This window comes from Alphaproteobacteria bacterium LSUCC0396, from assembly GCA_041228345.1.
Lineage (GTDB): Bacteria > Pseudomonadota > Alphaproteobacteria > Puniceispirillales > Puniceispirillaceae > UBA3439.
Genome location: CP166131.1, coordinates 135,865 through 149,837, shown reverse-complemented (window position 1 = coordinate 149,837; position 13,973 = coordinate 135,865). Strand labels below are relative to the sequence as shown.

Here is a 13,973-nt window from a genome sequence, read left to right as displayed (position 1 = left end):
TTAAAGGAAATTTTATGAGCGTAGGAAAAGTTAAGTGGTTTAATTCACAAAAGGGTTTTGGTTTTATTGAGCCAGAAGACAAATCAACTGATGTATTTGTTCACATCACAGCCGTTCAAAATTCGGGAATGACTGGATTAGCGGAAGACCAGGAGGTGTCTTACGAACTTGAGACTGGTCAAAATGGAAAGACTTCTGCAGTAAATCTAAAGGCTTTATAAAACTCAGTTTAAGCTGATTGCTGAACATAATTGAGGTGATACTAACGCTGATGGCTAATCAACAGAGATAAATGTTGGAATGTCTTTGTAATTACTCCTGCAAACCCAAAAGGCCAGCCTTTGCGCTGGCCTTTTTTTGTGGCACGTTTTTACTATCAATTGGAGAGATAGATGCGCGTTGCCATTTTATCCATACCCTTGCGCACGAGAGCATTCTGGGATAAAGCTTAAGCAAGATTCTTTTTAAAATATTTTTGTATATATAATTCAATATTTTATAGATCAATTACGAAGCGAAATATTAACTATAATTCTGTCGCTAGCGGAATGTTGCGTTCGCGCATAACCCGCTTAATAGTACCTGTGGAAGTACCTTTTTGCAGGAAGGGTCATATAGAAGTGCCCTTCTCAATAACGAAAGCCAAGTTGTTAGCTGGCATCTCTATAACGTTGATGGTTGCAAGGCGGTGTTTCTGAAAGAGCTCAAGGATCCACTGATCATCTTTATAACCAATATCTGGATCAGCATCTATCAAGCTCTGATGAAAGGCTTTGTCACCACTGCTGCTGAGAACACCATTTCGCATAAACGGGCCATAAATGACGCAACGCCCATCTTCAGCTAGGGATTGAGAAATCCCACTGATGATTGCTTTTACCTCAGCTTCACTGACAAGGTGCAACAGATTAACCAGCAAGATGAAGTCTTGATTGGGGCAAAGGGCTGACCAGCCTTTATCTGTTACATCCAGTCTTATAGGCGGCAAAAGGTTTGGTAACTGTTTTGCAAGGCTTCTTGAGACAATGCTATTCAAGCGGGTCTCGTCTATGTCAGACGGTTGCCAGATCAAGCCGGGAACAGCAGCGGCAAGCTCAACTATGTGTTGGCCGGTGCCACTTGCAATTTCCAGAGCATTACCACTTTCCGGCACAGAACTGCGAACAAGCTCAATGATTTGGGCTGAATTTCTTTCTGCAGCTGGAGAATGCAGTTGACCCCCGCTTGTTTTGTGAACGACACTTGCTGTCGAAGGAAGCTTTTGCCGTAACACCAACTAAATCATCCACAACATATCGAGGTTGTGGCCGTTAAATGGCGTTCTATCAAATAAGAAACCGGCAATGAACAGGCTATGTGCTAAACAATCCATCCAAAGTTTTATCTTTGTAGGTTACAAACTGATTATCTTGGAACCCAAAATGCTTTGACAATATTTCATTGTAAAGAGATCTGTAATCAATCGAAAACCTAAGATTACTGTCTGCCACAGAGTTCAAAACATTTTCCTCTCCATAAACTGCGCCACTGATTTTTCCCCCTAAAACGAAATGGGGCGCAGCCATACCGTGGTCAGTGCCACGAGATCCATTTTCTTTCGCCCGCCGTCCAAATTCAGAATATGTCATAATTATTGTATCGTTCCATACACCAATTTCTTTTAGGGTTCTTACTGTGTCTGAGATTGACTTATCCAGGTCACGCAAAAGGTTCCGATGCTTCCAAAACTGCTCGATATGGGTATCAAAGCTGCCAATTGAGACTTTGAAAACTGGTATTTCTACACCTGCCATTATGAGCTGGCAAACTTTTGATAGTTGATTTCCCAACTCACCTCGCCCGACAAATACAGAGCTTTTAGCCTTGCTAATCTTTGCTTGGAGCCGCGAAATTTTTATTTCGTTTTCAACTCGCATTTTTTGCAAATTGCCAAGCAATCCCATTTCGATGTTATTCGGCAACGGAACGGTGGTGTCACGTGACTCAGCCTCTACAGGTCTGTAACCAATTGCATTAGGGCCCAGATAACCGTCGGTTCCTCCAGCAAAAACAGTTCCCACGTTGTCGAGGTTCATTGCTTTTGCATCCAGCGAGCTTTTATCAGCCAAGGCCTCGAGGGTGGCGTTTAACCATCCCTCTCTGCCATTCTGTTTGCCGTCACCACCCCTCTCCCAAAGCTCAATGGACCGAAAGTGAGAAAGTATTGGGTTTGGGTAGCCGAGATTTTGAATAATGCTGCAATCACCAGAGCCACAGAGGTCGGCTAAACCCTTTAAACTGAAATGTAACCCATAATTTGTATCAATACCTAAGATGTCTTTTTTGGGTATCGCTATGTTGGGTCGCAGCTTGTAATAACCATTATCTTTTGTTGGTATGACAGTATTTAAGCCGTCATTGGCACCTTGCAGCTCTATTAGTATGAGAATTTTGCTATTTGGTCTCGCTGATATAGAGAACGGTGACAGCGCAAAAAGCGCAGTTGTTGCTGCAAAATTAATAAAATCTCGTCTCTTCATCTTTTACCTCAATTGATAGCCTTCGTGCGTTAGAGCTTGCTTGACACTGATGTCGCCTAACCGACTCGATAAATCCGGTAGCAAAAGCGTTATGAGGTTTTGCTCTTCTAATTCCGCAATTGCTCCACCCAAGCTGAAATCATCAAACTCCGCCGGAATTTGCCGAGCTTCGACAAAATTATGTTTTGTCTGATTAAAGCCGCAACGAAATGGGCGCATTTTGGGATAAGGAGTCCCTCCACTGCTGCCGCCCCCTAAAACACCATTTTCTATCGCGAACATTCTCACTGGTGGATAGGTCTGGCCATTTTCAGACAACTCCTTCCACCCAACTTTATCTAAAAACTGCTTAAGCCATTTTTGAGCTGCTGAGTTAACAGACAACTGGGTGTAAGCTCTGTTGTGGTCGATCACAATCTGCATTGCCTGCGACAAACGTTCTACTAACAGCTTGTCCTCGGTGGCCGATGGCATTCCGCGTTGATCACCTCCTGAGGGATAAGAAAATTTGACTGTTCGAAGACCCCTATCATTTGTGAAACTTCTATTGTACGCAGACTGATCAAAAGCATCAGGGCTGCTTTTGCCCTGCTCTAATCTTAAGTGATCACCGTACCTACCACCATCATTCTTATCATTACCAAATCGGATCGTTATACCGTCCCATTTACGTCCATTCAGCTGCACGTTGTAAAAAGCTGCTTCAATTTTACGCCAACGGTTTTTTTCAAAGTCTCGGGTAACTTCGTTGAGCAATATCGTCTCAACGCCCAATTGATCTTTTTTTAAATTCTCGAAAAACTTTATGCGTTCAGCTCTGTAGGCATCAACTTCTTTAATGCGAGATTGCTGACCTCTTGACCTTGCTGCATCCATTTTTGTTGTTTTCTGCGTGGATTGCATACCTGCTGAGCTTTGACTGAAATCACCGAACATACGATTAACGATTTCAATACGCTTTTCCATCATTTGACCGGCTACCCAAGCTGTCCCACCAGGAAAACCTGCAACGTTTGGAGGATTAAATAAGTCCTGCCCCAGCTCAGTTGCGAACGCCATCATCCAAATATGATCATCCATTTTTTGACCCGCAAAACCAAGTGTCCGAGCGGAACCATAGAGTAATTCTATGGGGCTTTTGACAATATTCAGTCTGCTTTCCTCCGACCAAAATGACCCTAAACTGATTGTAGCTTCAAACAGTTTTGGTATCGAAAATCCAGATTTTCGAAAAGAAGACATCATAATCGCGATATCATTTGGTTTTGGAGGTTTTACGCTGACAAATTCTCGGTAGAATTTCCGTGCGATCATCTCTCCAAAATCAGCGCGATTGGATATTAGCTCAACAAATTCATTGAAGTTTTTATAAGTCTGGCCGAACGCTTTAAATTCGCGACCTGACGCCTTGGATGAAAACCAACTCGGCTTTTCAGACACAAAATTAATACCATAAGGGGCTATTACTTTTGCCAGTGTTTTGATGTCTTTTTCGTTATATTTGCCCTCGCCCAGAGAGAATAATTCTAGAAACTCGCGTGCAAGGTTCTCGTTTGGCTTTTTTACGGTGCTGGAGTCATTGTTTAGGTAAACTATCAATCCAGGGTCATTAACTACATTAACTAGTAAATCCACAAAACTCCGGTTAGAGTTTTCTCTAACTAGGCGCATATGCTCTGCATAAGCGTGACTTTGGGAATAAGCTCTAAACTCCACAGAAAAGTGATCCAGCCAAACCAAAAACAACCTCTCAAATTGAGGCGTCTTCGAAACCAATAACTTTTTAGAAAGTTCCATTCTTAGCGAGTCTTCAAACATCGACTCACCGCAATAGAATTTATTTCTTTTCTTTGCCCGTTCAAAAAAGCTTATGGGTGTAACGTTATTGACCCAGTCCGGCCACAAAAAATCATCCTGATAATTCTCCAGCTCTGAAACAACAAGCTGTATAGCTTCACGCCGCGTTTTGCCAACGTAGCGTTTCACTCTTTTCAATGGAGCGCCGATACCAATTCTGCTTTCAAACCGCGCAGCATCTTCGAATGTCATAACCAAATCCAAGTCTACTTTGTCTGGTTGAGCATCAGAATACGCGTATTCGGTTGTTGAAACTGAACCACCAGAGTCATAGGCACTAACGGTGGCCTTGCTAGAAACATTTACTGTGACATTGGTGTTGGAGGTCTGCTGTTGGCAGCCCACCAGTCCGAAGAGCCCCACTAATCCGGCAGCAGTAAATATTAATTTAATATTTAACATTCGATAACATTATTTTTTTACTCTAAAGGCGTCAAGCAAGTTAGCTTGCCAAGCTGATCTAAGCGCCTTTCAAGTGCAGATCTTTTAATCGCGTTTTCTCGGTCAGTGACGGCTTTGGAAGCCCGCCACCGCCGACTTGCAGCCCAGACATCATCAGAGCGGTCTGGCGAGGCTATAAACCGCATTAATGCATAAAACGCCTTTAGGTTTGGCCTTTCTAGTTCGTTACCAGTTGGCCTTAACCTGTATTGCTCATTATATTTTTTCACACCCAAAGCCCATTGCTTTTGGCTGATGCCCAATAAATCAAAAAGCTGCCGATTAAACTCTTTGTGTAGGATCTGATAATCCATCCAAATGTGCTCTCTGATTTCCGCTGGCCTTGGATCTTGGTACCGGCGTTCTTTGCAAGCCATCTCCAGCCAGTTATCAATCGTTAAAAACCCAATATCATTTTCTAATCTCTTACTGCGGTTCGTATCGCTTAAGAGTATTTTAATTGGAGTAGTAGGTGTATAGATGGACTCTATGACCCTGCTTGTGGGACTTTCTGACCCTACCTGTGTGTCAATATGACCCTCACCAACGGACCCTTTGACCGCTTCCACCGCCACAGATGGGTCACAGTGACCCATCCCAAGCGAAGCAGGCGCAGTGTTTGGTAGGTGCTTATCGAGTTCTTTTTCATTGATTGTATAGATGCAGGAGCTGTTTTTAATACGGCTTTGCTTTGGCGATACCCAATTAAGGATGCCGCGATTGCGAAGGCTCTTCTTTGCCCTGCTGACCGTTTTTCTGCCAAAACCGGTTTTTACCGCCAGATATTCCTCTGACGGCCACGACTGCTTACCCTTTAGCTGGTTCGTTAAATCAGCAATTTGGATAAGAATGGCCTTTTCTGGCGGTTCAAGCCCTTCCGCTTTTACGGCTTTGATCAGCAGCGGAAACATAGTTAAAAGCTCTCACAGGCCACTGTAGGCCAGCCCCGAGGGTATTTTTTAGCGCGGGGTGATAGCGGGATTAGAAGCGCCGCTATCATTGAGGTCGGCCTTCGTTTTGTTTTTCGGTAAGAAACTCATCAAAAATTTCTTTCGGCCAAAACAAAGACTGAGAGTTGATAGAAATTGGCTTTGGTATTTCGCCATTATCTCGCCAACGCCTCACCGTATTTTTATGCACGTTGAACAGCGTAGCTATGTCGCTGATGGTGTAAAATTTGTGATTAATAGTAGTCATTATCTAACTCACTGATTGGTTGTAATCAGTGTCAGATTGAGCCAGTTAGGCTTCGTAAGATATGTTCTCAAATAAGTTTTTTTGCGTTTCAAGACACAAAAAAAGGTACCTAAAAGGTACCTAAATTTAGGTAAAAATTCTGTATTTATAAAGAAATCAATGTTTTAGAAAAAGGCTTTGGCATCCCGTAGGGGATTCGAACCCCTGTTGCCGCCGTGAAAGGGCGGTGTCCTAGGCCTCTAGACGAACGGGACATCTTAAAAGCAAAGCTAGTGGTGCTTGTCTTAGTCAAAAGCGGCGGGCAAATCAAGCCGCTTTTATCATCTCTTTGCGTTTTTCCTAAAAACCTTTCAAAGCAAGATGAAATTTGAGGCCTAGCGGGCAAATGCAAGCGGTGGAACCGCCACATCATCAATTTCAAACTGCATCGCATTGCCGCCGCGGAACCGATCGCGTCGAACCCGGCCAAGTATATGGAGATAGTGACCATCACGCGCTTCACTTACCGCCTGACCAAGCGGGGTGCCGCCAGCCTGAAACGCAATCGCGTTCAATGTTCCGCTGCCATCATCCAGTCGACAGGAAAGATGCGCGCCCGCCTCACCAATAAATTTGGCCGATTTAATTCGGCAATCGGGGATCACAAAGCGCGGTTCGGGATTGCCGCTACCAAAAGGGCCAAGTCGGTCTAGCCAATCAGCAAGGTCAGGTTTGCACCCAGCAATGCTGAGCAGACCACTGGCTTTGTGAATTGCCTGCGGGATAACGCCGTTAAGATCAGTCATAAGGCGGTCATTCAAAAACCCTTGCAGCTGGGTAATCTTGTCAGCCTTCACGGTAAACCCTGCGGCCATATCATGCCCGCCGCCACCTTCTAGAATACCTGCCTGATGTGCGGCAATGATTGCATTTCCGAGACGAAACCCGGGGATACTGCGCCCAGAGCCTTTCCCTGTTCCGTCATCATTCATCGCAATAATCAAGGCCGGTTTGCCGAAACGTTCGCGCACCCGCCCTGCAACAATGCCAATGACCCCTTCATGCCAGTCTTTATCATGGAGAATCAAAACGGGGTTTTCATTATCGGCCGCACGGTCGATCGCGGCAATTCTAATGCCGTCTTCGATTTTTTTGCGCTGTTGGTTCATCTCGTCCAACCGAAGCGCCAGCCCCGCCGCCTCGTCGGTGTCCCGACACGCCAAAAGCTTTACCCCCAGACCCGACCCGCCAATCCGGCCAGCGGCATTTATGCGTGGGCCGAGCAAAAAGCCAAACGCATAGGTGTTTGGCGCATTATTCATGCCGGCAACATCCGCCAGCTTGGTCAAACCCGGATGCCGGCGTTCTGCCATCACCTTTAAACCCTGACGGACAAAGGCACGGTTTAGCCCTTGCAGCGGAACGACATCACAAACCGTGGCTAATGCGACAATGTCGAGATAGGCCAGCAAATCAGGCGCAGCTGTACCAGCGGTGAAATATCCCTTTTCACGCAATGCGCGCACCATCCCGACAAGCACAATAAAAACCACACCAGCGGCACAAAGATAGCCATATTGGCCGTCCTCATCGAGCCGGTTGGGGTTAACTACCGAATGTGCCCGCGGCAATTCAGGCCCGGCAATATGATGGTCAATTACGATCACATCCAGCCCTGTATCGGCAACCGCGGCCAGCGGCGCATGGGCGGTAATACCGCAATCAACTGTTACCAACAGCGCGGCGCCCTTTTCCTTTAGTGCCATCAATGCCCCGACATTAGGCCCATAGCCTTCGGTAAAGCGGTCGGGTATGTGAACATCGCAATTCACCCCAAGTTCGTGCATAACACATATCAGCAAGGCGGCCGCTGCTGCGCCGTCAACATCGTAATCGCCAAAAACTCCAATAGGTGTTTTGCCAATTACCGCATCGGCCAGCCGGTTTGCGGCCTTGTCCAAATCTTTGAAACGTGACGGATTTGGTAAAAGATCACGGATTTTCGGATCAACATAATGTGATGCAGTCTCTGGAGTTAGGCCCATACCGGCCATGATTCGTGCCAGCGGCATCGGCAAATCATCAAAAAATTCCGTAAGTGCAGCGGCTAGCCGCTCCTGATTCGGCCCTGCTAGCTGATTTGGAGCGCCGATCCAGCGCGCCCCGCTTGCCGATTGAGTAATGCCAAGGAAAGCGTCCTTCGACATCAGCTCTCCATATCCGCAGGCAAGATCGGCATTGCGACAGGTTTCGCATTAACAATTGGCAGCTGTTCCATCTCATCCAGTGCTCGGGTCATGCTGGCAACCGGCGTTTCATGGGTCGTCATAACCAGCGCAACAACATCACCTGGGGCGCGCCCCTGCTGGAGCAAACCCTCTACCGAAATATCATGCTTTTGCAGAATCGCTGTTACCGTTGCCAAAACGCCCGGTTGATCAACAACCATCAAACGCACATAAAATGCTTTATCCGGCCCTGCCCCGTTTCTGACGCCGCTGGCATCAGTCAGCTGATCCACCGGCTTGCCAAATGCAAGGCCGCCCCGCCCCGCCGCAATGTCAATCAGGTCTGAAAGCACTGCAGATGATGTTGCGCCACCGCCCGCTCCCGGGCCTACCGCAAGCACACTGCCAACTGGCGCGCCATGAAATTCAACCGCGTTCAGCACGCCGTTGACTTTGGCAAGCTGGCTATCAAGCGGCAGCATACAGGTCTGCATCCGCGGCATTAGGCCCGGTTCAGCAACCCCAACGAGTTTGATTCTGAACCCAAGCTGATTTGCATAGGCAAAATCAACCGACGATACATCACGAATCCCTTGGATAGACACCGCATTGAAATCAGGCTGCTGGCCAAACGCAATCGCAGCTAGAATGGTCAGCTTGTGCGCCGCATCAATGCCATCGACATCAAAGCTAGGCTCGGCCTCGGCATAGCCTAGGCGCTGGGCGTCTGCCAGCACGTCATCAAACCCTGCGCCACTGCTCTCCATGGTCGAAAGAATATAATTGCACGTACCGTTTAAGATGCCAGCAACGCGGCTGATCTGGTTACCGGCCAAACCTTCGCGAAGGGTTTTTACCGCAGGAATGCCGCCAGCAACCGCGGCTTCAAACATCAAGGCTGCGTTGTTCTGCTCGGCAAGCCTTGCAAGCTCGGTACCATGATGTGCGATCATGGCTTTGTTGGCGGTCACAAAATGCTTGCCCGACGCCAGTGATTTACGCGCCAGTTCCAGCGCAGGCCCTTCACTGCCACCAATCATCTCGACAATGATATCGACGTCATCTCGCCCCGCTAGCGCAACTGCATCATCATGCCAGTCAATATTATCCAGCTGAAAGCCACGATCGGCTGAACGGTCGCGCGCACTGACCGCAACCAGATGAAGCGGCTGTCCTGCCGCCATGCCAAGATCGTCTGCGCGGCTCATCAATTGGCGTGCAACCTCAGACCCAACAACTCCAAGGCCAGCGATAGCGATTCTTAAACCTGACTTTGCTATTGTCATCACAACTTCACTTTTTAATATTGATCGGTTTGCCCACCGAAAAAGGCATTGCAATGGTGTAACCATTTGGCTGATTTCTGGCAAGGCTCCAGCCCGACATTACCGCCAATTTGCCCATAATTGGGGTTTACAGGTTGGTTGCACTGCGCGCGGCCTGATCATAAAGCCCCGATAAAAGCCGTAATTGGCGCGCAACTTCAGCCAGTTCCGCGCCGCTGCCGCTGTCAAACGCAACAAATCCGTCAACAAGGCAAGCCTCACGCACGGCGCGATACCGAAGGCAGAGATCAATACCAGCCGCTGTCGTGGCATAAAGCACTTCCTTGCCGTGCTTTTCACTGCTGACAAGGCCAGCTTTCAATAGTTTTTTCAGCGCATAATTGACGGTATGGGTATCGTCGACATTCAATTTAAAGCAGATATCTGCCAGTTTTTTTGGTCGCGCCCGATGGTTGACAGAATGCAGACATAAAATATCGAGGACTCCAAGGTCAGTCCCGCCGCTGACCGTGATCCCGGCATCAGCAACCGCTGTTGCCATGGCCTTTACCATCCATTTGCCAAAGGCGTTCCACGCGACGATCAGCCCATATTCAACCTCGCTTAATTCGGCGGCCTTTTCCGACACAAGATGCGATGACGATACAATTCGCTTGGCATCCGGTTTTGCTGTTTCATGCTGGGTCATGGCGCTCTCTTTATTACTGGCTACTCAGCCGCCCTATTACTTTTGCCAAAGCCGCCACCACCGGGTGTTTCGATAACAAACACATCACCATTACTCATCTGGCGGATATCGGTTGCGGTCAGCATCTCAATGGTGCCATCGGTGCGCTCGACCCAATTCCGGCCAAGGGCGCCGTTATCGCCGCCATTCATCCCGTACGGCGGAACGATCCGATGATTGGCGAGAATAACCGCCTCCATATCTTCCAAGAACCGCAATCGCCGCCGAACGCCATCACCGCCATTATGCTGGCCTGCACCGCCCGATCCATGCCGAATTTCAAAACTTTCCAGCAATACAGGATAGCGCCATTCCAGCACTTCGGGATCGGTTAATCGGCTGTTGGTCATATGGGTGTGAACCGCATCAGTACCGTCAAAATCTGGCCCCGCGCCCGACCCACCGCACAAGGTCTCGTAATATTGATAAGTGGCATTGCCATAAAAGAAATTATTCATGGTGCCCTGCGCTGCCGCCATCACGCCAAGCGCACCATAGAGCGTATCGGTAACAATCTGCGAGGTTTCTACATTCCCAGCTATAACCGCGGCCGGATATTGCGCCTTTAACATGCAATCATCGGGAAGAATAATCTCAACCGGCTTTAGACACCCCTCATTCATCGGGATATCATCAGCCACTAAGGTTCTGAAAACATACAAAACAGCTGCACGACATACAGCCGCAGGTGCGTTAAAATTATTCGCCCCCTGTTTGCTGGTACCGGTGAAATCAACGGTGGCTGACCGGCTGGCCCTATCGATCGAAATCGTGACTTTAACCTTTTGACCATTATCCATGGGATAGGTAAAGCTGCCGTCTTTCAACACATCAATAACGCGGCGCACAGATTCTTCGGCATTGTCCTGAACATGGCCCATATAGGCAACGACTGTTTTAAGGCCGTAATGCGTAACCATCTTATGCAATTCACGGACGCCTTTTTCATTTGCCGCCAATTGCGCCCGCAGGTCAGCAATATTCTGATCGGTATTACGGGCTGGATATTTTGCCCCGTTCAGAATCGCCCGCATTTCAGCTTCGCGGTAAACCCCGCCATCAACCAGCTTGAAATTATCAATCAGAACACCTTCTTCATTGATATGTTTCGAGTCAGGTGGCGCTGATCCGGGGGTGCGGCCGCCAACATCGGGGTGATGCCCGCGAGAGGCGACAAAAAACAGAATATCGCGCCCATCATCGTCAAATACCGGCGTAATCACGGTAATGTCTGGAAGATGTGTGCCCCCATTATAGGGATTATTCAGCACAAACGCATCACCGGCATTGATATTGCCATCATTGCTGCGAATGACCGCCCGAACGGACTCGCCCATCGAGCCAAGATGCACCGGCATATGCGGCGCATTGGCAATCAAGGCGCCCTCGGGATCAAAGATGGCACATGAAAAATCCAGCCGTTCCTTGACATTTACCGACAATGCCGTGTTCTGCAAGGTATAGCCCATCTGTTCGGCAATTGACATAAACAGATTATTGAACACCTCAAGCATGACCGGATCACAGCTTGTGCCAATTGCAACGCGCGGCGCCAGCTGAACAACACGCCGGACAACAAGATTGCCAATATCGGTCATTTCTGCCTGCCAGCCCGGCTCGATAACATTGGTTCCGGTTGCCTCGGCAATCAGCGCCGGCCCCATAATGCGTTGGCCAGCGGCAATCGCGCTGCGGGCATAAACCGGCGTTTCGACAAACTGGCCGTCCATAAAGCATCGGACATGATCCAGAATTTCCAGCGGCGCATCGGATGCGGCGGTGACATTGTTTTCAACATCAAAGTTCCGGCCAATTGACTCGACCGAGATGGTGGCAGCAACAACCGCTTTATCGGGCATCAAAAAGCCAAAACGAGACTGATAAGCAGCCTCAAAATCGGCGGTCATCGATGCGATTGATCCAAACGGCACTGGCAACGCCGTGTCCGAGCCATCATAACGAAGATGAACATAACGATGGGTTTCAATGCGCGCGCTGGCAATATCCTGACCGGCCAGCTCATCCTCGCTTTGTGCGGCCAGCTCATCCAGCTCGCGCTGCAGCCGCGCCATCAGGCCAGCGTCAAACCCTGCTTCAAGCGTGCGCTCACGAAGCGCGGTAACATCCGCCAGCCCCATGCCATAGGCCGATAGAACGCCGGCAAACGGGTGGATCAAAACGGTTTTCATTCCCAAGACATCAGCGATAAGACAGGCGTGCTGGCCACCTGCCCCGCCAAAACATTGCAGCGCATATTCAGTCACATCATAGCCGCGCTGAACCGAGATTTTCTTAATCGCATTCGCCATATTTTCAACCGCGATGCGTAAAAACCCGCTGGCGATTTCTTCTTCGCTGCGCCGGATACCGGTTTCTGCCTCAATCTCGGCTGCCAGAGCGGCAAAACCGGCGCGCACTGGCGCAACGTCCAGCGCCTCATCCTGGTTGGGGCCGAACAGATGAGGAAAATATTGCGGCTGCAGCTTGCCAAGCATCGCATTACAATCGGTAACCGCCAGCGGGCCGCCGCGCCGATAGCAGGCAGGCCCCGGATTGGCCCCAGCGCTTTCCGGCCCAACCTGAAAGCGGCCATGTTCAAACCGGCAAATAGAGCCGCCACCAGCCGCAACCGTATGGATTAACAGCATTGGCGCATGAATCCGGACACCCGCAACAACCGTGTCAAACACTCGCTCATAGGCATTTTCATAATGCGCAACATCGGTCGATGTGCCGCCCATATCAAAAGTGATAACCTTGTCAAACCCTGCCTGTTTGGCAGTCTTTACCGCGCCAACAATGCCGCCCGCGGGGCCAGATAAAATCGCATCCTTGCCCTGAAACAGGCTGGCATCGGTCAGGCCACCATTCGATTGCATCAATTGCAGCTTGGCGCCCTTTGACTGGTCAATATCGCTTGCCAGCCGGCCAATATAGCGGCGCAGGATCGGCGATAAATAGGCATCGGCAACGGTGGTATCGCCGCGCCCGACAAATTTGATCATCGGGCTGGTGCCATGGCTTGTTGAAACCTGCGTAAAGCCGATTTTGCGCGCCAGTTCCGCAATCGCCAATTCATGCGCCGGCACGCGGTAACCATGCATCAAAACAATCGCAATAGCCCGAATACCATCGTCGAACGCCGCCTGCAGGCGCGGTGCCAGATCATCCAGATTCAGCGGGATAAGAACATTATCCTTGGCATCGACACGCTCAATAACCTCTTCAATACGGTCATACAGCATTTCGGGAAGGATGATTTCTTTGTCGAACAAACGCGGACGCGCCTGATAGGCAATGCGCAGCTGGTCACGAAACCCCTTGGTTACGACCAGCAATGTAGCGTCGCCTTTTCGCTCCAGCAGCGCGTTTGTCGCCACCGTCGTGCCCATTTTCACCGCATCAATTGCCGCCGCTGGCAATGGCGCGTTAGATGCCAGACCCAGAATATCGCGGATCCCCTGTAAGGCCGCGTCTTCATAGGCCTCGGGGTTTTCCGACAATAGTTTATGCGTTGTCAGCGTGCCATCGGGCGCCCGCGCAACAAGATCGGTGAATGTGCCACCCCGATCGACCCAGAATTGCCATCCTGATTTATCCTGCGGGGTGTATGCCTGCTGTGTCATGTGCCGGTCTTTCCAAATAGCGGTAATCCATAACGTTTATAAATTATCAACATTTTGTCAATGTGGAAAATATAGCATGGATATAGAGGGCGAAATTAGATGTGTTTGCATCG

General features: G+C 49.1%; 10 protein-coding genes and 1 tRNA gene. 1 reads left to right on the top strand and 10 read right to left on the bottom strand.

Features of this window, described 5'->3' with window-relative positions; genetic code table 11:
• Nucleotides 1-14 precede the first annotated feature (14 nt).
• Nucleotides 15-221 (top strand): cold-shock protein, encoded by a 207-nt coding sequence (locus AB8881_00705; GenBank protein ID XDZ63446.1) that lies wholly within the window; start codon nt 15-17, stop codon nt 219-221.
• A 389-nt stretch (nt 222-610) separates the two neighbouring features.
• On the opposite strand, the gene AB8881_00700 is transcribed toward AB8881_00705, so the two are convergent.
• From AB8881_00700 to AB8881_00655, 10 genes are all read right to left on the bottom strand, one after another.
• A complete protein-coding gene (locus AB8881_00700; protein XDZ64476.1) occupies nt 611-1,273 on the bottom strand; it encodes a DUF938 domain-containing protein in 663 nt (220 codons plus the stop codon).
• A gap of 79 nt (nt 1,274-1,352) precedes the next feature.
• Nucleotides 1,353-2,519 (bottom strand): DUF1501 domain-containing protein, encoded by a 1,167-nt coding sequence (locus tag AB8881_00695; protein ID XDZ63445.1) that lies wholly within the window; start codon nt 2,517-2,519, stop codon nt 1,353-1,355.
• 3 nt (nt 2,520-2,522) lie between these two features.
• Entirely contained in the window at nt 2,523-4,778 is a 2,256-nt protein-coding gene (locus AB8881_00690; GenBank protein XDZ63444.1) for a DUF1800 family protein, read from the bottom strand.
• Between the two features lie 17 nt (nt 4,779-4,795).
• A complete protein-coding gene (locus AB8881_00685) occupies nt 4,796-5,728 on the bottom strand; it encodes a helix-turn-helix domain-containing protein (protein XDZ63443.1) in 933 nt (310 codons plus the stop codon).
• Between the two features lie 85 nt (nt 5,729-5,813).
• Nucleotides 5,814-6,014, bottom strand: coding sequence for a helix-turn-helix transcriptional regulator (locus AB8881_00680; GenBank protein XDZ63442.1), 201 nt, complete (start codon nt 6,012-6,014; stop codon nt 5,814-5,816).
• Nucleotides 6,015-6,192: 178 nt separating this feature from the next.
• Nucleotides 6,193-6,268, bottom strand: a tRNA-Glu gene (locus tag AB8881_00675).
• A 120-nt stretch (nt 6,269-6,388) separates the two neighbouring features.
• Entirely contained in the window at nt 6,389-8,200 is a 1,812-nt protein-coding gene (recJ, locus tag AB8881_00670) for a single-stranded-DNA-specific exonuclease RecJ (protein XDZ63441.1), read from the bottom strand.
• Nucleotides 8,200-9,507, bottom strand: coding sequence for a homoserine dehydrogenase (locus tag AB8881_00665; protein ID XDZ63440.1), 1,308 nt, complete (start codon nt 9,505-9,507; stop codon nt 8,200-8,202). Before AB8881_00665 ends, recJ begins: the two co-directional genes overlap by 1 nt.
• Before the next feature lie 127 nt (nt 9,508-9,634).
• A complete protein-coding gene (locus AB8881_00660) occupies nt 9,635-10,195 on the bottom strand; it encodes a winged helix DNA-binding protein (protein ID XDZ63439.1) in 561 nt (186 codons plus the stop codon).
• A gap of 20 nt (nt 10,196-10,215) precedes the next feature.
• The gene (locus AB8881_00655; protein XDZ63438.1) at nt 10,216-13,860 is read right to left on the bottom strand and encodes a hydantoinase B/oxoprolinase family protein; all 3,645 of its coding nucleotides are present in this window, start codon (nt 13,858-13,860) and stop codon (nt 10,216-10,218) included.
• Nucleotides 13,861-13,973: the final 113 nt, after the last annotated feature.